At 64.7% G+C, this 18,655-nt stretch carries 20 protein-coding genes and 1 tRNA gene; 9 read left to right on the top strand and 12 right to left on the bottom strand.

Features of this window, described 5'->3' with window-relative positions; genetic code table 11:
• Positions 1-25: 25 nt before the first annotated feature.
• A complete protein-coding gene (locus FAY22_RS01880) occupies positions 26-1,057 on the bottom strand; it encodes an RNA methyltransferase (protein WP_146328660.1) in 1,032 nt (343 codons plus the stop codon).
• A 171-nt stretch (positions 1,058-1,228) separates the two neighbouring features.
• Here FAY22_RS01880 and FAY22_RS01875 point away from each other — a divergent pair, with 171 nt between their 5' ends.
• On the top strand, positions 1,229-2,395 hold the full coding sequence (locus FAY22_RS01875; protein ID WP_146328659.1) for a benzoate/H(+) symporter BenE family transporter: 1,167 nt from the start codon (positions 1,229-1,231) through the stop codon (positions 2,393-2,395).
• Positions 2,396-2,415: 20 nt separating this feature from the next.
• Here FAY22_RS01875 and FAY22_RS01870 read toward each other — a convergent pair whose 3' ends face one another.
• Entirely contained in the window at positions 2,416-2,796 is a 381-nt protein-coding gene (locus FAY22_RS01870) for a YbaN family protein (protein ID WP_246860620.1), read from the bottom strand.
• Between the two features lie 210 nt (positions 2,797-3,006).
• On the opposite strand from FAY22_RS01870, the gene FAY22_RS01865 reads away from it, so the two are divergent.
• The gene (locus tag FAY22_RS01865) at positions 3,007-3,450 is read left to right on the top strand and encodes a DMT family transporter (RefSeq protein ID WP_146328658.1); all 444 of its coding nucleotides are present in this window, start codon (positions 3,007-3,009) and stop codon (positions 3,448-3,450) included.
• A gap of 1 nt (position 3,451) precedes the next feature.
• On the opposite strand, the gene FAY22_RS01860 is transcribed toward FAY22_RS01865, so the two are convergent.
• Entirely contained in the window at positions 3,452-4,621 is a 1,170-nt protein-coding gene (locus FAY22_RS01860; protein ID WP_146328657.1) for a tetratricopeptide repeat protein, read from the bottom strand.
• A 221-nt stretch (positions 4,622-4,842) separates the two neighbouring features.
• Here FAY22_RS01860 and FAY22_RS01855 point away from each other — a divergent pair, with 221 nt between their 5' ends.
• On the top strand, positions 4,843-5,967 hold the full coding sequence (locus FAY22_RS01855; RefSeq protein ID WP_146328656.1) for a hypothetical protein: 1,125 nt from the start codon (positions 4,843-4,845) through the stop codon (positions 5,965-5,967).
• A gap of 185 nt (positions 5,968-6,152) precedes the next feature.
• Here FAY22_RS01855 and FAY22_RS01850 read toward each other — a convergent pair whose 3' ends face one another.
• Both FAY22_RS01850 and FAY22_RS01845 read right to left on the bottom strand, forming a co-directional pair.
• Positions 6,153-6,362 carry a cold-shock protein gene (locus FAY22_RS01850; RefSeq protein ID WP_146328655.1) on the bottom strand — a complete coding sequence of 70 codons (210 nt, stop codon included), beginning with the start codon at positions 6,360-6,362 and terminating at the stop codon, positions 6,153-6,155.
• A gap of 159 nt (positions 6,363-6,521) precedes the next feature.
• Positions 6,522-6,737 carry a hypothetical protein gene (locus tag FAY22_RS01845; protein WP_146328654.1) on the bottom strand — a complete coding sequence of 72 codons (216 nt, stop codon included), beginning with the start codon at positions 6,735-6,737 and terminating at the stop codon, positions 6,522-6,524.
• A 117-nt stretch (positions 6,738-6,854) separates the two neighbouring features.
• On the opposite strand from FAY22_RS01845, the gene FAY22_RS01840 reads away from it, so the two are divergent.
• Positions 6,855-7,130: a DUF1488 family protein gene (locus tag FAY22_RS01840; RefSeq protein ID WP_146328653.1), complete on the top strand. Its 276-nt coding sequence runs from the start codon at positions 6,855-6,857 to the stop codon at positions 7,128-7,130.
• A 415-nt stretch (positions 7,131-7,545) separates the two neighbouring features.
• Positions 7,546-7,809, top strand: a complete 264-nt coding sequence (gene infA / locus FAY22_RS01835) for a translation initiation factor IF-1 (protein WP_146328652.1) — start codon at positions 7,546-7,548, stop codon at positions 7,807-7,809.
• 99 nt (positions 7,810-7,908) lie between these two features.
• On the opposite strand, the gene FAY22_RS01830 is transcribed toward infA, so the two are convergent.
• From FAY22_RS01830 to FAY22_RS01815, 4 genes are all read right to left on the bottom strand, one after another.
• A tRNA-Arg gene (locus FAY22_RS01830) sits at positions 7,909-7,985 on the bottom strand.
• A gap of 73 nt (positions 7,986-8,058) precedes the next feature.
• Positions 8,059-8,565, bottom strand: coding sequence for a pyridoxamine 5'-phosphate oxidase family protein (locus FAY22_RS01825; RefSeq protein ID WP_146328651.1), 507 nt, complete (start codon positions 8,563-8,565; stop codon positions 8,059-8,061).
• 161 nt (positions 8,566-8,726) lie between these two features.
• The gene (locus tag FAY22_RS01820; RefSeq protein ID WP_146328650.1) at positions 8,727-9,125 is read right to left on the bottom strand and encodes a hypothetical protein; all 399 of its coding nucleotides are present in this window, start codon (positions 9,123-9,125) and stop codon (positions 8,727-8,729) included.
• 197 nt (positions 9,126-9,322) lie between these two features.
• Positions 9,323-10,030 (bottom strand): hypothetical protein, encoded by a 708-nt coding sequence (locus tag FAY22_RS01815; RefSeq protein ID WP_146328649.1) that lies wholly within the window; start codon positions 10,028-10,030, stop codon positions 9,323-9,325.
• A 107-nt stretch (positions 10,031-10,137) separates the two neighbouring features.
• Between FAY22_RS01815 and FAY22_RS01810 the strand changes: the two genes are divergently transcribed.
• Both FAY22_RS01810 and FAY22_RS01805 read left to right on the top strand, forming a co-directional pair.
• Entirely contained in the window at positions 10,138-11,151 is a 1,014-nt protein-coding gene (locus tag FAY22_RS01810; protein WP_146328648.1) for a PHB depolymerase family esterase, read from the top strand.
• A gap of 135 nt (positions 11,152-11,286) precedes the next feature.
• Positions 11,287-12,858 (top strand): wax ester/triacylglycerol synthase family O-acyltransferase, encoded by a 1,572-nt coding sequence (locus FAY22_RS01805; protein ID WP_146328647.1) that lies wholly within the window; start codon positions 11,287-11,289, stop codon positions 12,856-12,858.
• A gap of 24 nt (positions 12,859-12,882) precedes the next feature.
• On the opposite strand, the gene FAY22_RS01800 is transcribed toward FAY22_RS01805, so the two are convergent.
• The gene (locus FAY22_RS01800; protein ID WP_168204735.1) at positions 12,883-14,946 is read right to left on the bottom strand and encodes a YhgE/Pip family protein; all 2,064 of its coding nucleotides are present in this window, start codon (positions 14,944-14,946) and stop codon (positions 12,883-12,885) included.
• A 298-nt stretch (positions 14,947-15,244) separates the two neighbouring features.
• Between FAY22_RS01800 and FAY22_RS01795 the strand changes: the two genes are divergently transcribed.
• Positions 15,245-15,745: a TlpA disulfide reductase family protein gene (locus tag FAY22_RS01795; protein ID WP_146328645.1), complete on the top strand. Its 501-nt coding sequence runs from the start codon at positions 15,245-15,247 to the stop codon at positions 15,743-15,745.
• 3 nt (positions 15,746-15,748) lie between these two features.
• Here the strand turns inward: FAY22_RS01795 and FAY22_RS01790 are convergent, their stop codons facing one another.
• Positions 15,749-17,374, bottom strand: coding sequence for an NAD(P)/FAD-dependent oxidoreductase (locus FAY22_RS01790; RefSeq protein ID WP_146328644.1), 1,626 nt, complete (start codon positions 17,372-17,374; stop codon positions 15,749-15,751).
• A gap of 157 nt (positions 17,375-17,531) precedes the next feature.
• On the opposite strand from FAY22_RS01790, the gene FAY22_RS01785 reads away from it, so the two are divergent.
• A complete protein-coding gene (locus tag FAY22_RS01785; RefSeq protein ID WP_146328643.1) occupies positions 17,532-18,176 on the top strand; it encodes a TetR/AcrR family transcriptional regulator in 645 nt (214 codons plus the stop codon).
• Between the two features lie 4 nt (positions 18,177-18,180).
• Here the strand turns inward: FAY22_RS01785 and FAY22_RS01780 are convergent, their stop codons facing one another.
• Positions 18,181-18,627: a hypothetical protein gene (locus FAY22_RS01780; RefSeq protein WP_146328642.1), complete on the bottom strand. Its 447-nt coding sequence runs from the start codon at positions 18,625-18,627 to the stop codon at positions 18,181-18,183.
• Positions 18,628-18,655: the final 28 nt, after the last annotated feature.

Below are 18,655 nucleotides of genomic sequence, written 5' to 3'. Positions count from 1 at the left end.
GCCGGGCCGCGCGCCCGGCAGTCGATCAGGCGGGATGGATCGCAATGCTGCGCGGCTGATCCGCGATTGCGCGCGCCCGTAACTGCCCGCAGCCGCCATCGACTTCCTGCCCCGCCGAATCGCGCAGCTTGGTCAGCACGCCGCGCCGGTGCAGGCGGCGCAGGATGTCGCGCGCATGCTCCCACGACGGGCGCCTGAACTGCAGGTCGGGAATCGTGTTGTAGGGGATCATGTTCAATATCGCGTACTTCCCCTTGAGCAGGTCGACGATGCCATCCATCTCATCCTCACCGTCGTTGATTCCCTCCAGCAGGGTCCACTGGTATTGCACCGGATAATGGGTAAGGCGGGCGTACTGCTCGCCCAGCTCCACCAGCTCTCTCGGTGTCAGGCGCGGCGCGCGCGGCAGCAGCCGTTCGCGCAAGTCCGGCTTGGTCGTGTGCAGCGACAGCGCCAGCGCCGGCTTGACCACGCCCTGCGGCAGGCGCTCGAACACGCGCACGTCACCCACCGTCGAGAACACCAGGTTCTTGTGCCCGATATTGCCCTCGGTGCCCAGCAGCTCGATCGCCTCCATCACGTTGTTCAGGTTGTGGGCGGGCTCGCCCATGCCCATGAAGACCACCTTTTTCACCGCGCGCTGCATGCGCGCCAGCGCGACCTGGGCGACGATCTCGCCGCTGGTGACCTGGCGGATCAGCCCGCTGCGCCCGGTCATGCAGAACTGACAACCGACCGCGCAGCCGACCTGGCTGGAAACGCACAGCCCGCCGCGCGGCAGCAGCACGCTTTCCACGGTCTGGCCGTCGTTGAGCCCGACCAGCAGGCGCGCCGCGCCATCCTCGGTCGGATGGGACGACAGCAGGCGCGCCAGCCCGTGCAGTTCGACGTCGAGCGCCGGCAGCGCCTCGCGCAGCGCCTTGGGAAAGAAGTCGTCGAGGCGTCGGCGCACCTGGTCATGCGGCCGGGCTCGCACCCAGTCGCGCAGCACGCGCTGCTCGTGGATCGGTCCGGCGCCCAGCGCGCGCAGGCGCTGGCGGATGAATTCGATTTGCATAGGGAAGATTGGCGGACATGCAGCGTCGAAAGCCGCCCGCTTGCGTGTGACAGGCGGCATCTTCCAATCTTTCGCGGCATTGCGCAAGGCCGGTAACGGCCGCACGCCGGCTCAGCGCCGCCACAGCGTTTCATGCAACAATTCCGCTTCCCTCTTTCATTTCCTGCAGTCATGCAATTCGCCAAGGATTTTTCGCTGTCCGCCGTCGCCGCCGGCTTCGTCACCGTGCTGGTCGGCTTCACCAGTTCCGCCGTCATCGTGTTCCAGGCAGCGCGCGCGCTGGGCGCCGGCCCGGTCGAGATCGCGTCGTGGATGTGGGCGCTCGGGCTGGGCATGGGGCTGACCTGCATCCTGCTGTCGCTGCGCTATCGCGTGCCCGTGGTCACCGCCTGGTCGACGCCGGGCGCGGCCATGCTGATCACGGGCGCGGCCGGCGTGGCGCTGCCGGAGGCGACCGGCGCCTTCCTGCTGTCGGCGGCGATGATTACTTTTTGCGGGTTTTCCGGCCTGTTCGAGCGCATGATCAGCCGCATTCCGGTGTCGCTCGCCTCCGGCATGCTGGCCGGCGTGCTGCTGCGCTTCGGGATGGATGTGTTCGTGGCGATGAAGACGCAGTTCGCGCTGGCGCTGGCGATGTTCGTCGCCTACCTGGCCGGCCGCCGTTTGTTTCCGCGCTATGCGGTGATCGTGACGCTGTTGCTCGGCATTGCCATTGCCGCCGCCCAGGGCTTGCTGCACATGGACGGCGTGCGGCTGGAACTGGCGCAGCCGAAATGGATCGCGCCGGGGTTTTCGCTGGCGGCGACGATCGGCGTGGCGCTGCCGCTGTTCGTGGTGACGATGGCATCGCAAAACGTGCCGGGCGTGGCGGTCATCCGCTCCTTCGGCTACGCGGTACCGATTTCGCCGGTGATCGGCTGGACCGGCGTCGCCAACCTGCTGCTGGCGCCCCTGGGCGGCTACGCGCTGAACCTGGCCGCGATCACGGCGGCCATCTGCATGAGCCCGGAAGCACATGAAGACGCCAAGCGCCGCTACGTGGCGGCGGTCGCGGCGGGCTTCTTTTACCTGCTGGTCGGCGTGTTCGGCGCAACCGTCGGCGCGGTGTTCGCCGCGTTCCCGAAAGAGCTGGTGCTGGTGATCGCCGGCCTGGCGCTGTTCGGCACCATCGGCAACGGGCTGGCCGCCGCGCTGGCCAACGAGCGCGAACGCGAACCGGCGCTCGTCACCTTCCTGGTGACCGCGTCCGGCGTGACGCTGTTCGGCGTGGGCTCGGCATTCTGGGGACTGGTGGCCGGCGTGGTGGCGATGCTGGCGCTGCAGGGCGGGAAGAAATAGCCCGGGAAAGCGGCGAGCCCTTAGTCATCGTATCTCAGCGTCTTCATGCGCAGTATCCAGGCGCTGACGCCGAGTCCGATCAGCACCAGCATGCCCTTGAGCAGCAAGGGGCGAACCGTATAGATGGAAAATGCCAGCGAGGCCCAGAGCAGGATCAGCGTCATGATCTTGCCCTTGAGCGGAATGCCGCGCTTTTCCTCGATGTTGCGCAGGTATTCGCCGAACAGGCGATTGGTCAACAGCCAGCCGTGCAGGCGTTCAGAGCCGCGCACGAAGCAGGCCGACGCCAGCAGCAGGAAGGGCGTGGTCGGCAAGAGCGGCAGGAAGATGCCGAGAATTGCCAGCAGGACGGCGATAATGCCGATGATGTTCAACAGGATTTTCACGGTCGCCGTGGCCATGCTTTCTTCCATGTGAAAATAGACATACAGATTCGTCCGCAATCAGGTTTGCGGCCAGCACCGGCCGCAGGCGGATGTGTTTTCTCGTTTCAATGTAATCGAAAAAACCGCATCGCTGAAAAAATACGGAGCCATCCCCGGATACGATGCCATGTGCCGGTCGCACCGCTGCGACACCCGGGATATTAATCGCTTAACGAAAAGGAAAAAATGCAAACATGGTATGTATTGCTGGCCATTGCCGCCGGCACGGTCTTGCCGCTCCAGGTCGGCGTCAACAGCACCCTGCGCCAGGGCATCGGCAGTCCCGTCGTCGCCGCCCTCATCTCGTTTGCGGTGGGCAGCGCCTGCCTGCTGGCATATGCGATTGTCTCGCGCGCGGCCTGGCCGACCGCGCAGGCGCTCGGCAAGCTGCCGCCATGGGCATGGATCGGCGGCGCGCTCGGCGCGTATTACGTGGCGACCGCCATCCTCGTCGCGCCGAAGCTGGGCGCGGCCAACCTGGTGTGCCTGACCATCACCGCGCAATTGCTCACGTCGCTAGTGCTGGACCACTACGGCCTGATCGGCTTCGCCCAGCATGGCATCAATACGGCGCGCATCGCCGGCGCCCTGCTGCTCGTGGCGGGGACGGTGATGATCGTGAAGTACTGACCTACTGCATGCCAGGCGCGACGTTGCCGCGACCGGGGGCGCCGTTCTCTTTCGACCAGCGCTGCGCCAGCTGGCCCGATTCGGCGACCTGCCCGGCGCTCATGCCGCGCTCGATCGCCTGCATCTTGCGCTCGGCGTCGGCATAACCGCCCTTGCCTGCCAGCGCGAACCACTTGTGCGCCTGGATCGCGTCCTGCGGCACGCCGCGCCCGGTCTCATATAACGATGCGAGGCGATACTGCGCGATGGCATACCCCCGGTCCGCCGCTTTCGCAAACCATGCCGCCGCCTGCGTGGCATCCTGCGCGACCCCGCGCCCATCCTCGTAGGCAGCGCCCAACGCGAACTGGGCGCGCTCGTCGCCCTGGGCGGCCGCTTTTTCGAACCAGTAGATGGCCTGCGTATAGTTCAGAGCGACATCCTGTCCCAGGTAATTCATCACGCCGATGCGCAGCTGGGCATCCGCCTCCCCCTGGGCGGCAGCCTTGGCAAGCCAGGGAATCGCCTTCCTGACGTTTTTCGGCAAGCCGCTGCCGTGATAGTAGGCCACGCCCAGGCTGTACTGGGCCTTGGCATGCCCCTGCCTCGCCGCGCGCATCCACCAGTGCTCCGCCTTCTCATAGTCCTGCGGGACGCCTCGGCCGTCGAAATACATCTTGCCCAGATTGAACTGGGCGCCGGGGTTGCCGTATTCGGCCGACCTGGCAAGCCAGGATGCCGCCAGGCGATCGTCCTGCGGCACGCCCTTGCCAAGCAGGTACATGGAACTGAGCTGGCGGTTGGCATCATCGAGCCCCAGCGACGCCGCCTTTTCGAACAGCGCCAGTGCCTTGCCGGCGTCGCGGGCAATGCCTTCCCCCTCGAAATACAGCTGGGCCAGGTTGTAGCATGCCACCGGGTTGTTCTGCCCGGCCGCGCGCTCGTACCACTGCGCCGCCAGCCGATAGTCGCGATCGACGCCCTGCCCGTTCTCGTACATCGCGCCCAGGTAAAGCTGGGCATCGGGATTGCCGCGCTCGGCCTCCCTGGAAAACACCGCATAGGCGCGGTCAAACCTTCCGGATGCGTAATCGTCCTGCGCGTCCTCGAATCCGCCCGCCGATGCGGCGCTCATGGCGACGGCAAGCGCCAGGAACAGGGATGGCACGAGCCGGTCTCTGATGGATTTCACGTTGCTCCTCCCGCGCGTGAATGCGGCCTTGATTGTTTTTTATTGAAGCTACAGTTCTACATTTAAATTATTGAAAAATCAACAACCAGAAGAATGACCGAAAGGCCTCCCCGTGCGCGTCCGCCGGAGCTGGCACGCGGCCTGCTGTACCCCTGGCGGGCGCGGCGGCGATGCGCAACTCGTCGCCGGGCGCGCGATCCAACTATCGGAGAGAAACCATCATGTTATCCATCTTGAAGGTCTTGCCAGCGACCGGCCTGCTCATGCTGCTTGGCGCATGCGGTGGCGGAGAGAATGGGGATGCCGGCGCAACCGGCGCGCGGCTCTTGCCCACCTTTTTTACATCCGATGGCAGGATCCTCAATTCCTGCAGCCTCGATCCGCGCTGTTCCAGCGTGCCGACCGCGCCATTTTTCGTCGCGGCAGCGATGGCGCCGGCCGGCGGCGCAGCGCTTGCCGGCCTGGTGCGGCTGGAAGTGAGCGGCAACGACATGGCCAACGTCGAATTGCTGCCGGCATCCGGATACAGCCCGCGCCTGGGGGTGTTCAACATATCCGGGGACAAGACCCGGGCCTGGATGGATCTCGACACCACGGCGCTGCCCAACGGGCCGCTGAGCGTGCGGATCAGCGCCTTCAATGTCGCGGCAGGACAGCCGGGCGCGACGGAAATCATCGCGATGCCGGCGCGCACCTGGAACATCAGCAACACGTCTGCGCCGACGGCCGCTTTTGCCGCCACGCTCACCGCCGCACCCGCCGACGGCGCCGTGATCAGCGGCACAACGCGGCTGGAAATCCGCGGCAGCGCAATTGCGAACGCCGAACTCTTGCCCGCCAGCGGCTATGCGCCGCGACTGGGCGTCTTCAACGTGTCGGCGGACAGGACGCTTGCCTGGCTGGACCTCGACACCCGGTCGCTGCCCGATGGTGTGCACGATGTCAGAATCAGCGCGTTCAACGTGACCGATGGACAGCCCAATGCCCGGGAAATCGTGGCCATGCCGGCGCGGCGCTGGGATGTCAGGAATGGAACGACGTCGTTTACCGCATCGGTGACGATGGCGCCGGTGCATGGCGACATCGTCAGCGGCGCCACCCGGCTCGAAGTGCGCGGCAGCGGCCTGCAGAATGTCGAGCTGCTGCCGGCTACCGGCTATGCGCCGCGCCTGGGCGTGTTTGCCGTGTCGGCCGACAGGAAGTTCGCCTGGCTGGACTTCGACACGTCGGCATTGCCCACCGGCGTGCTGCATGCGCGCATCAGCGCATTTAATGTCGCGGCGGGCCAGCCGGATGCGACGGAAATCATCGCCATGCCGACAAGGCAGTGGAACCTGCAACATTGAGCGCGCCGCGTCTGCCTTGTCCGCAAAGCGGACAAGGTGCGGCAGGAATGTGCCGGATGAAAAAAAGCCCGTCAGTGACGGGCTTTCGCTTTCCGCAACAGTCGAGACCCAGGCTATCTGCAAGGTGTCTCCAAGGCGAGGTGGCGCTTGTGCGCCGCCGGCCTGCGGAAAAAAGAGTATCGCCTTTAGATGGGGCGAATATTCGTTGCCTTGGCGCCCTTCGGGCCCATGCCGCGCTCGAAGGACACGCGCTGGTTTTCAGCGAGGCTCTTGAAGCCGGTGGACTGAATGTCCTGGAAGTGCGCGAAGAGGTCGTCGCCGCCCTCGTCGGGCTTGATGAAGCCGAAGCCCTTGGAGTCGTTGAACCATTTTACGGTGCCGGTTTGCGTAGTCATGTGATTTCCTTTTGAAACGAAATAAGGGCGGGTGCCCGAAATGCACTCGAGACCAAGGAATACGACCGAAAGGAATCAGACAGGAATGGCTCTTCAGGAAAGAGCAAAACGGGAACGAGACCAGCAAAGACGACGACTTGATACAAGTGCGGAAGTCCACTATACAGGCAATCCGCTCAAACGCCTAACAGTATCGCTCAGTATTTTTCGTACATCACATGGCACCCCGTCATTGCATGCCGACAATTTGACAATGGCTTGCCGCCCGGCCAGCAGCTCAAGGCAGTAAACCAGCTTTGCCGCGGCGGTAAAGGGATCGCCTTCGAACTGGTCTTCCTTGCGCATGATCAGGGCCATGATTTCACACTTCGTCATGATGACCTCTCCAAAGGAGAAGAAACAAACGTAAGGCGTACCGCGATCGTTGCATCGCGTGTTCGCGCGTCGCGCACGCGGCCGCTCCTCCAACGCAACATTCTTCAAAGGCACATCATGAACCAACCGCTCAACGCGCCGCGCCTCTCGCCCGAAGGCGTGGCCTTTACCGTCGTGGTGGATTATGCCAGGCGCGATTGCCTGATCACGACGCAAGCGCTTTGCAAGCTGCGCGCCGTCGACGGCGACAACCCGCACGCCGACATCATGGGCATCTTCAAGACCTTCGAAGCGTACATCCACGGCATCGCGCGACGGCTGGCCGCCGCCGGCGTGACCGGCTCGCCGCTAATCTTGCGGCCGGAAACCTTTGCCTCGCCGCGCACGCGGTAACACTGGCTGACCGCGCCGGTTGCGCAGCCATTCGTCACCTGTCATTTCACCATGGCCGAACGGCGCTGCCATGCCCTCCGGCAGCGCGGCATGACCGCCTGTGGTATAGTGCGGCAGTCCGATGGCGATTGTCCGCTTGGCCGGAACCCGGTTTCCGCATCCGCCTTTTCCAGTTCCTCGGTCGCGCAGAGATCACCACTTTACGTGCGCTGACCACCTTCATCGTTCATTGCCGTATTCGCCGCCGCCCCGTGCGGCGCCCTATGTCCGCGCCGGCCCGCTTGACGCCGGTGGCGTTGTTTGCTTTTCTCCACCCGGCGCTTGCGCGCCCACTGCCTGGAATGGCCCGTCTCGATGCATCGCAGGCGCGGCATCGGGCATGGGCTCCCGGCGCAATTTGATATTGGATTACATCATGGCTAAAGAAGACTTGCTCGAAATGAATGGCCTCGTCACCGAAGTGCTGCCGGATTCGCGTTTTCGCGTCGATCTCGAGAATGGACACCAGCTGATCGCCTATACCTCGGGAAAGATGCGCCAGCACCATATCCGCATCCTGGCCGGCGACAAGGTATCGATTGAATTGTCGCCCTACGACTTGAGCAAGGGCCGGATCACCTTCCGTCATCTCGAACAGCGCGGTCCCGCCCGCACCGGCGGCTACCAGCGCCGCCGCTGATGCCGCTTCGGCCCCGGCATGCCGGAGCCGAGCGATCAGAGATTAGAAATAGAAAACAGAAAAGGGGCCACATTCCGAAAAATGTGGCCCCTTCGTGTATGGTGCGGCTGGCAGGAATCGAACCCACGACCCCTTGGTTCGTAGCCAAGTACTCTATCCAGCTGAGCTACAGCCGCGAGGGGCGCAAGTGTAACACGTTTGTCGAAAAAAGGGGGCGCTTTTCGGCATGCGCGCACCGCCAATCGATGTTCAGTGCGGCGGATGTGCCCTGCCGTGCTCGCCCAGGGCGTCGGTCTTGCCGGTTAATATCCCCTTCGCCAGGCCGTACAGGCGCTTGACCGCGCTGCCGGGCGCATCCCAGTAGTAAGCCTCTTCGAGCTTGACCTTCAGCAGCGCAAGATTGGGGTCGTCCAGACCGTCGCGGAACCAGGGTTGCAGCCACGGCGTCCACAATTCTTCCATTTTCTTGCGGTCGCGCACCAGTTCGGCGGTGCCCGCAACCGACAGGTAGTCCTGCTTGTCAGGGCGGGCATAGGCCAGGTTCACGCTGGCTTGCTCGCTGACGTCGTCGACCTTGTGGGAATCGAGGCTCGTAAAAAACCACAGGTAGCCGTCGCTGTCCATTTGCAGCGTCGTCATCGGCCGGCTATGCAGGGTGTCGCCGTGCTCGCATGTCGTCAGCATCGCGAACTTGATTTCCTCAACGAGCTGCGCCACCTTTTCCATGCCTTCGTTGGCTTGCTTGTCCACATCCATTTCGATCTCCCCGAGATCCGGAAACGAACGGGTTTGACCGCGCGGGAATCGGATAAATTCCGTCAACGTTGCCAGCGGCGCGGCGCCGGTCGGAGCGCCGCGACCGCCGCTCGCCGGCAAAGACGAATGCCTGGCGGTGACGAACAGGCACATCGCTGCCGTTAGCCGCCCATCGGATTGGTGCCGGCGCCTCCAGTAGCCGGTGTGCCGCCGCTCGAGGAACCTCCGGTGGCCGGCGTGCCGCCGCCCGAGGTGCCGCTGCTGGCGGCCGTCGGCACCGCCTGCGCGGAGCAGGCGAATGTTGGCGCGCCGCTCGTGCTGGTGGTCGTGCTCGTGCCGGTGTTAGTCTGGGTGCAGAACACCACCAGGCCCTTGGCCGTGTCGATGAACCATGCCGAGCCGGGCGTCGTGGTGCCGGTCAGGGTGCTGCCGCCGCCATTGGAAATGAGCGGGATGAAAGGAATCGAGGTGCTCGTGGTGCTGGTTGTCGAGGGAGTTTGTGCGGATGCAATAACGGCGGGGATCACCATGGATGCCGCCAGGAGAGCAAAAGGCTTCATGAGTCACTCCTTGAATCAAGGTTGGAGGACTTACCATTATGTGGAGCGATTCGGGATGATCAATGCGGGGGCGGAAATTTCGCGCTGCGTTGACGCACATCGCGTACGGTATTTGACCAATGTCCGAGGTCGTGCAGTTTCAGGAACTCGCCTTGCCCCTCTCTCCATGCCGCGGGCGCTCGCGGGATTACTGCGCGTCAGTAGTACCGTTCAATCGCGCGCATGGACCCGACATAGGTATGGCGGATCTGTGCGTCGCAATAACGGTGGCTGCTGCCAACGGGACAACTGATCCTGGCCAGGCAGGTGGCCCTGCACTGCGATCCCTCGCGCTTGCGATAGGCAACGCATTTTGCCAGGTCGAATTGCTCCCCGCTCAAGGCGCCGGCCGGGCAACTGGTCACGCATACCCTGTGCTGGCACGTCGCGCACGGATGCACGCCGCGCACCGGCCTGGTCGGCTCGAAGCGGGTGTCCGCCACCACCAGCGCGCGGTAGGCGTACCAGGAACCCCACTCGGAATCGATGCCCACCATGAACGGGCTGGCGTGGTGCCATCCAGCCAGCTGGCCGAGACGCTGCAAACCGATCGCCTGGGTGCCCGGGTAAAGGATGTCGTAAGCGTGTTGCGCCAGGCTGCCGGCGAACCATTGCCTTACCGTCCGCACAGTGAAGTCGTCGATCGGATCGTCCGAGGCGATGCCGGCGGCGGTGACGGATTGCCACAGTTTTCTGCCGGCGTGCCCGATCAGGATCAGCTGGCGATAGGAGCGGCCGGGAGTGCAACTCGCGGCGACCGCGGCGGCGATGTCCGTCGGCAGCGCATCAAGATCGAACACCGCCTGCCGATTCAGTCCTGCGCCGTCGAGCAAGGCGGGATCGAACACCTGGAAATTTCCCATCATTTTTCCATGATTCCTTCTTATAGTTACCGGAGGCGGCGCGCCGCCGCATAAGATTGCAGTTTATCGGGAAGATAAAGATTTTGCAGTTTGGACATCCGGAGTCATCCATGAAACGATACGCCTCACTTGCCCTCTCCCTTGCACTGCTCGCCAGCGGCATCGCCCTGGCGCCGCCCTCGTCCGCCGCGGATGGGCCGCTGCGGCAGTGGCTCAAGGAGCGCCGGCTGCAACGGCAGCAGCAGGGCGCCGCCGACGCCGGCGAACGGATTACGCAGCCGGGCGACTACCGCTTCGAGCTGGAGCACGGCGGGCTCACGCGCACGTACCGGGTCCATGTCCCGGCGAAGTACGATCCGGCCACGCCCGCGCCGCTGCTGGTGGCGCTGCACGGCGGCGGCGGCAGTATGGATTACCAGGCCGATGACGCCCGCTACGGCTTGATCGGCAAGTCCGAGCGCGAAGGCTTTGTCGCCCTGTTCCCCAACGGCTTCAGCAAACTGCGGTCCGGCAAGTTCGCAACCTGGAACGCCGGCAACTGCTGCGGCGGCGCGCGCGATGAAAATATCGACGACGCCGGTTTCATCCGGCAAGCGGTCGATCGCCTCACGCGCCAGATGAACATCGACCGCAACCGCGTCTACGCCACCGGCATGTCCAACGGCGGCATGATGGCCTACCGCCTCGCCTGCGAGATGCCCGACGTGTTCAGAGCCATCGCGTCGGTAGCCGGCACCGACAACACGCGCAGCTGTAACCCGAAAAGCCCGGTAGCAGTGCTGCACATCCACGCCAGAAATGACAACCACGTGCTGTTTGCCGGCGGCGCGGGGCCGGGGCTGCCGGACGCCTCGAAGGTCACCGATTTCACCTCGGTCGCCGACACGGTGGCCAAATGGGTGCAGCTGGACGGCTGCAGCGCGAAGCCGCGCCGCATCCTCGACAAGGACGGCGCCTATTGCGAGCTGCATGCGCCTTGCCGGGGCCAGGCCGAAGTCGAGCTCTGCGTGACCGAGAGCGGCGGCCATTCCTGGCCCGGCGGCCAGAAGGCGCGCGGCGACGAGCCGCCCTCGCAGGCGATCTCGGCCAACGACGTCATGTGGGAATTCTTCAAGCGGCGCTGAGCAGGCGCGCCGCCTTGATTAGAGCCCCTACTACTGGTCACATGACCTATTTGATTGAGGAAAGTCCAAAGCCCGCTTTTTCATTGTGGAAGACTGACGCGTTTCCCGACCAGTCAGTCCACCATAGGAGAAGCAATGAAACAACTCAGCGGCCTGGATGCGGCATTTCTGCATCTGGAACTGCCGGAAATGCCCATGCATATCGGCGCCCTGCACCTGTTCGATCTGCCGCCAGGCTATTGCGGCGACTTCCATGAAGACGTGAAGGCGCATGTGGCCGGCCGCATTCACCTGGCCGACCTCTTCACCAAGAAACTCGCCCACCTGCCGCTGGATTTCGCCAACCCGGTATGGGTCGAGGATGGCGAAGTCGATCTCGACTACCACGTGCAACGCGTCATGCTGCCCCGGCCGGGCACCATGGCGCAGCTGGAAGCGGTGGCGGCGCGGCTGCATTCCCACCTGCTCGACCGCAGCCGGCCGCTGTGGGAGTTCCATGTGATCGAAGGCTTGAAGTCGGGCCAGGTTGCGCTCTACATCAAGGTCCATCACGCGGCGATCGACGGCGTGGGGGCGGAATCGGTATCGCGCGCCGTGCTCGATACGAGCCCGCTGCCGCGCGCGGCAGCCACACTGCCGGAGCGCACGAAGGCGGCGGACCAGCCCGGCGTCAGCGCCATGATCGCCAACGTGCTACGCCACACCGCCACGCAGTACTGGAAGATCGTGAAATACCTGCCGACCACGGCCAAGGCCGTCGGCAGCCTGATGCTGCCGTCAGCCGGCAAAAACGGAAAAGGCGGCAAGCGTGGCGGCCTGGCGAACCGGCTCAAGCCGGGCCCGAGAACGCCGCTCAACACCACCATCACCAACCAGCGCGTCTTCGCCACCGTCCGGATTCCGCTGGTCGAAGCCAAGGCTGTCGGAAACGCGTTCGGCGGCAGCCTCAACGATGCCGTGCTGGCCGTATGCAGCGGCGCCTTGCGGCGCTACCTCGACGCCCGGGGCGCGCTGCCCGCCGAGCCGCTGAAGGTGGTGATGCCGGTGAACCTGCGTGCGCAGGGCAATACCGAGCAAAACAACCAGTTCAGCATGGCGCTGGCCAGCCTGCCGACGGACCAGGCCGGCGCGAAGGAGCGCATGCTGGAGATCGTTGCATCCTCCAGCTCCCTGAAGTCCACGCTCAGCCGCGTCAAATCGGCGCTGCCGACGGATCTGCCGAGCCTGGGCGTGCCGTGGCTGATGAGCGCGTTCGCGTCGCTGTACAGCCGTACGCGCCTGGCCGACCGGGTGCCGCCGCTCGCCAACGTGCTCATTTCCAACGTGCCCGGCGTGCAGACGCCCTTGTACATGGCGGGCGCGCGCATGGCGAGCTATTACCCGTTGTCGATACCGCTGCACGGCATCGCGCTCAACATCACCGTGATGAGCTATAACGGCGCGCTCGAATTCGGCTTGATCGCATGCCGCCGCGCCATGCCGGACGTGCGCGAACTGGCGAAATTCATGAGCGAGGCGCATCTGGAACTGATGGCGCTGCTGCAGGCGGAACAGAGGAAAGCGCCCCGGCGCAAGGCCGCAAGGAGAACGGTCAAGGCGCACGCCGCAGCGGAAGAACCCGCCCGCGCCAGCGTCACGCCCCTGCCGTTGAAAACCCCAGTCAAGACCGCGCGCCGCGCCAGGCGGGCCGCCGCCGATGCGGCGTGAGCCCTGCGGGCGGCGGATGGGTGATTACTTGGCGGTCGCCGCCAGCGCGCCCGCCTGCGGGAATGCGCCGGCGCGGCCGGCCATGTCGACGTCGAGCGCCGGGCGGTAATCCTCGGCCCTGACGATCTTCCACTTGCCGGCGAACGCCGCGATCAGGAACGCTATCGCGCCTTCGAGCAGCAGCAAGCCCAGCGCATTGGGCCAGGCGCCGCCCGCCGCGCCGGACAGGCTTGCGCGCAATGCCTGGACGACGCCGGTCATCGGCAGATAGGGTTGCACCGCGTGGTAGACGCCGGTGGTCAGTTCGAGCGGCATCAGCGCGCCCGCGGAAGTCAGCTGCGCCAGCAGCAGCAGGATGGCAGCGCCCTTGCCGGCCGCGCCGAACACCCTGACCAGCGCGAACAGCAGCGCGAGATAGGCGAAAGCCGCCGCCGCCAGCGTGGCGCCGAAGCCTGGCATGTCGGGAATGCGCACCTCCAGCAAGAGCACCAGCGCCAGCACCGCGACGATGACCTGCATCAGCACCAGCACGCCCGGCACGGCCAGCTTGCCGAGCGCCTTCGACAATCCCGGCGCCTGCTGCACGGAGGCCGGCAAGCGGTTGAAATGGAACAGAAAGGCCATCGCCACCACGCCCATCCACAGCGCGGCCGCCAGCAAGTTGGGCGCGAATCCGGCGGCGCGCCCGGCCACCGGCGCGCTCACCTGCAGATCGACCTGCACCGCGCCGGCCGGAATGGCGGCGCCTGTGTCGCCCTCGGCGCCCGGCGCCGGCAGCGCTGCGTCGACTTGCTGCAAGCCAGCGGAAAGCGTCGCGGCGCCCTCGTTCAGCTTGACCAGGCCGGCGGCCAGCTTGCCCGCGCCTTCGTTCAGGCGCATGGCGCCGCCGGCGAATGCGCCTGTGCTGTCGGCGAGCTGCTTCATGCCGGCGGCAAAAGCGTCGATCCTGGCGTCCTCCGGCATCTTGGCAGCCATGGCGTGGATGCCTTCGTTGAACTTCATCAGGCCGGCGGCCAGCTTGCCGGTGTTTTCATCGAGCCGGCGCGCGCCTTCAGCCAGCCTGGCCTGACCTTCGCCGGCCTTGCCCATGCCTGCGGCCAGCTGGCCAGCACCGGCGTCGAGCGGCGCCATCGCTTGCATCAGCATCGGGTCGGGCACCCGCTCCTTGAGCTGGCGCACGCCGCCTGCCAGCTGCCTGGCGCCGCCCTGCAACTGCGCCAGGCTCTTGCCGAACTCGGCCTCGCCCGCCGCCAGGCCATGCGCGCCGTCGGCCAGCGCCTGCAAGTCGCCATTCGACGGCTTTTTCGCATCCATCATGCGCAGGCCAGCGCCCAGCTGCTTCATCCCCGGAACCAGTTCCCCGGCGCCGGCGTTGAGTTTCCTGGTGCCTTCCTGCAGCTGCAGCGCGCCGTCCTTCAGGGTGACGGTGCCCTTTTCCAGCTCGCCGCTGCCCTTGACCGCGCCCTCCAGGCCGAACGTCAGCAGCGAAGCGCCGACATTCAGCCGCATTACCGCTTCCTTCAGCTTTGCCAGGCTTTGCAGGGAACCGGCGGCATTCAATTCGGCGCGCTTAGCGCTCATGAGGCCGTTGACGCCTTGCGCGAGTTCCGGCGCAAAGCGCCTGGCCAAACCGGCGCCGACATAGTTATTGGCTTCCGAGGCATAGACCGCCACCTTGGCCGCGCCCGGCTGGGTGCCGGCGACGACATGCTGGCTGAAATCCTTCGGGATCAGCACCGTGAAATGCAGCTTCCCGTCGCGCACCGCCTGCTGCGCCGAAGCCGCGTCGGAAAAGCGCTGGTAGCCGAACTGGCCCTGCTTCTCCAGCGCCGCCGCCACGTCGTTGCCGAATCTGACATCCTGCCCGCGAAAGCTCGTCCCGCTGTCCAGGTTGACCAGGCCGACCGGCAAGGCGGATGTTTTCGCATTCGGGTCCCAGACGCTGTCCAGGTAAATCACGGCGTATATCGCCGGCAGCAGCACCATGCCGAGCGCGGCCAGCTTAAGCGTGGGGAATCGTTGAAACAAATGGCGGTCGGCTTGAATGACTGCGGCGACGCCCTGCATGAAGCGACGGATTGATTTCATGGTTCTCCTCTCCCATTGTTTTTCATGGTTCCAATCTGCGTTGGATCTGGTCATCATCCCATGAAATGCGCTAGCAGGACTGGCGATTTATTGTCTTGAGCGGCCACAATATTCTCTAAACCAAGCTGCGCATTGTTTTTCTTATAGGAAATAAGCTCTCATAATTCCTAACTTAAATCAAATACCCGGCGACGAAAAGCTGTCATAAGTATTTCCAATTGGAAATTTCAACCTTAACCGAGGTGGGCACGGCAAATCGCCAGGCTTGCCCCGCGCACGGAACAACGGATCGCAGGACATGTTTCCCACTTCAATCAACCGCCGGCTCGTTCTGGCCTTGTTCGCGCTGCTGCCGGCGCTGCCTGCCTTGTCGCTGGCGGCGGAGCAGCCGGCCGCGTCGCACCGCGTCGAGGCCGAGATGCTCGACGGGACGCCGTTCTCGCTGGCCGGGCGCGACGGGATCACGCTGGTGTCGGTCTGGTCGCCGGAATCGCTGGCATCCCGCAAGTGCATCTGGGAATTGCAGCGCTTCGCCGCCGCCTATGCATCGCGCGGCGTCTACACGCTCGCCGCATCGGTCCCGATCGACAGGAATGCGCTGCGCGAATTCGTGGCAAAACGCCATCTTGACCTTCCGATCGCCATACTTGGCCAACACGATCTCGGCCCGCTGGACGAAACGCGCCTGCCGCTAGTCTATGTGTTCGACCGTCAGGGGCAACTGCGCGCCGCGCATGCCGGGCTGTACGCGATGCGCGTGCTCGAACGGCTGGTGGCGCCGCTGCTGGAACCGCAGTAAAGGCTAGCCGGCGGACGCGGTTTCGGACGCCGGCGCCCTGCCCGTCTGTTCAGTACGCCGCTGCGCTTCAGCCATGGTCTTCATCAGCCTGAAAAAGCCGAACGGTCCCATCATCGCGCCCGCGGCTTTCACGCCGCCTATCATCGCGCCGACCACGCCGGGAGACATGACGTCGCCCCCGGTCAGGTACAGGTTCCCGACCGGCGTTTTGGCGCCGGTCCAGGGCTGGAACAGGCGATCCGGCGTGGCGGGCAAGCCGTAGAATTCGCCGCGCGGATTGCCCTGGAAATGTTCCATCGTCAGCGGCGTCGAGACATCCACATAGTCGACCAGGGCGGCAAAGCCGGGGATGCGGCGTTCGACGCGATCGATGAGCTGCTGCGCGATGTCTTGCTTGAGCCGCTCGTAATCGTCGCCGCGCTTCTTCCAGCGGCCGTCGGACCATTGGGCGAAGCGCTCGTATTTCGCGAAGGTGATGATCTCGGCGGTATGCGATCTGGCCTGCGGATTTTTCAGCGACGCGAACGACAGGTAATAGCCCTGCGTGAAGCTGGTGTCGGCCGCCGCCCGGTTGTGGTCGTAGCCGCTATAGACCCAGTGGTTCTCGCCGCGAATGCCCAGCGTGGCCGGCGACGCTTTCAGGCCGAGATAGACCGAGATGGCGCTGGTGCCCTGCTGCAGTTGGGCGAGGTGGGCCAGCCGGTCGCGGAACGGGATGTCGACGTGGCGCGGGACGAGCTTGAGATAGGTGTTGACTGCGCCGGCGCCGGAGATGACGATGGGCGCGGCATAGTCCACTGGCGGCCGGTGGGGCTTGAGGGTGGCGATGGTGCGAACGCCGGTGGCGCGGCCGTGTTCGACCAGGATTTCAGTGACCGTCTTGCCGGACACGACCTGTCCGCCGAGGCGCTCGATGACCGGGATGATGGCGCGCGCGATCTGCTTGGCGCCGCCCACCGGATACCAGGCGCCACGCCAGTAATGGGTGACGATCAGTGCATGCATGCCGAACGCCGCCTGGCTCGGCGGCAAGCCGTAGTCGCCCCATTGCGACGCCAGCAGCGCCTTCAGCCGCGGGTCGCTGAAATGCCGCTCCAGGTACTGTTCGACCGTCAGCGCGGCCAGGCCGCCTTTCCAGCGGAACGCCAGCTTCAGCAGCGGCCGCAATGCCGCGGGCAAGGCGTCGCCCAGGTGTCCCATCGAATACCAGGTGGCCGCCGCCTTCACGTCGTGGAAGTACCGTTCGATGGCGGCCCGTTCGGCCGGATAGCGCTCGATCAGGCGCTGGCGGTACAGCTTGCCGTCGGACGGCACGTCGAATTCCAGGTCCGGGTAAACGAATTTCTCGAACTCGTCCGGCATCTTTTGCCACAGCAGGCGCCCCTCGGTGAGATAGTCGAACACCGCCTTGCCGCTGCCCCTGTCCATGCCGCCGATATAGTGCAGGCCGACGTCGAATTCGTACTTGCCCTTGCGCTTGAATTCATGGGTCTGGCCGCCGAGGTTGAAGTGCTTTTCCAGCACCAGCACGCGCATCCCGCGCTCTTTCGCCAGCAAGGCGGCGGTGGTCAGCGAGCCGATGCCGGAACCGATGACGATGGCGTCGAACGAGGCAGTGTTCTGCTGCATGGACTTTCCCCCGCTTTCGCAGTTTAATGTTATCGATGATTACATTTGATCGACTCACGATAGCACCGCGCGGCGAGCGGCGTCAATTGAAATGTGATCGCCGCTTACATTTCATCATGGCGATGCATGCGAGAAACAGACCGGCGATAATGCGGAAATGAAAAAACCAACCAAGGGCTACCATCACGGCGACCTGCGCAATGCCCTGCTGGAGGCGGCGATCCGCCATATCGCGGCGGCGCGCGAAGTCAGTTTCACGCTGCGCGAACTGGCCGGCGCGCTGGGCGTGAGCAGCGCGGCGCCATTCCGGCATTTCCCGAGCAAGCGGGCCTTGCTGGCGGCGATCGCGCAAGCCGGATTCCGGCAACTGGGCGAGGCATTCGACGCCATCGATACGGAATTTTCGAACGATCCGGTGGAATGCTTTCGCCGCAAAGGCGTGGCGTACGTGCGGTTCGCGGCCTCGCACCAGCCCTATTTCCTGGCGATGTACCACCCGGACTTAAGCGACAAGAGCGACTTCCCGGAGCTGAAGGCGGCGTGCGACCAGGCATTCGCGAGCATGCGGGCGACCGTGCGCAGCTGCCAGGAGAGGCAGCTGCTGCATGACTTCGGCGTCGAGAAAATCACGCTGGCCGCCTGGTCGGCGGTGCACGGCCTGGCGGCGCTCCTGATCGATGGCCAGCTCGCCGAACTGGGCATCGACGCGACCGAGCAGGCCGCGATCGAGGCGGCGGAAACGGTAACCATGATCGCTGGCACCGGTTTCCTGAAGCCGGCCCGGGCCAGCTCGAAAAAATAAAGGCCTAGGCCAGGGAATGCTCGTCGATCCGATTCGCCGGCAACGGTTCCTGCCCCGGAGGCTTGAACTTGCCGGGATCGCGCAATCCCTGACGCAGAATGGCGATCGCCTGTTCCCGGCCGACCTTGTCGGTCAGGCGAATCAGGTCGGTGAAGGCGGTCACGCCAAGCACTTCCGCGGCCCGGCGCATGCCGTGCACGATGGACGGCGAGTAGCGGCTGCTGTTGCCCAATAGAATGAATACCGGAATGTTGCGCGCCGCCGGATGGGTGCGCACGCAGCGCAGGTAGTCGAACACCTTGCCGTTGTCGAAATGGACGCCGCACACCACGGCGTAAATGCCTTCATCCAGGCAGGCTTGCGCCTGTTCATAGGTGTGGCAATACACGGCGCGGTACGCGTTGTCGATAATGGCGGCCGCCAGTGCCTTGTCCTCTGGCCGTATTGCCACTAATACCGTTCGTTTTTCCTGCTGCATG

Source organism: Noviherbaspirillum sp. UKPF54 (assembly GCF_007874125.1).
GTDB lineage: Bacteria > Pseudomonadota > Gammaproteobacteria > Burkholderiales > Burkholderiaceae_D > Noviherbaspirillum.
The sequence above is the reverse complement of the archived record's forward strand: the minus strand, read 5'-3'. Positions and strand labels throughout refer to the sequence as shown.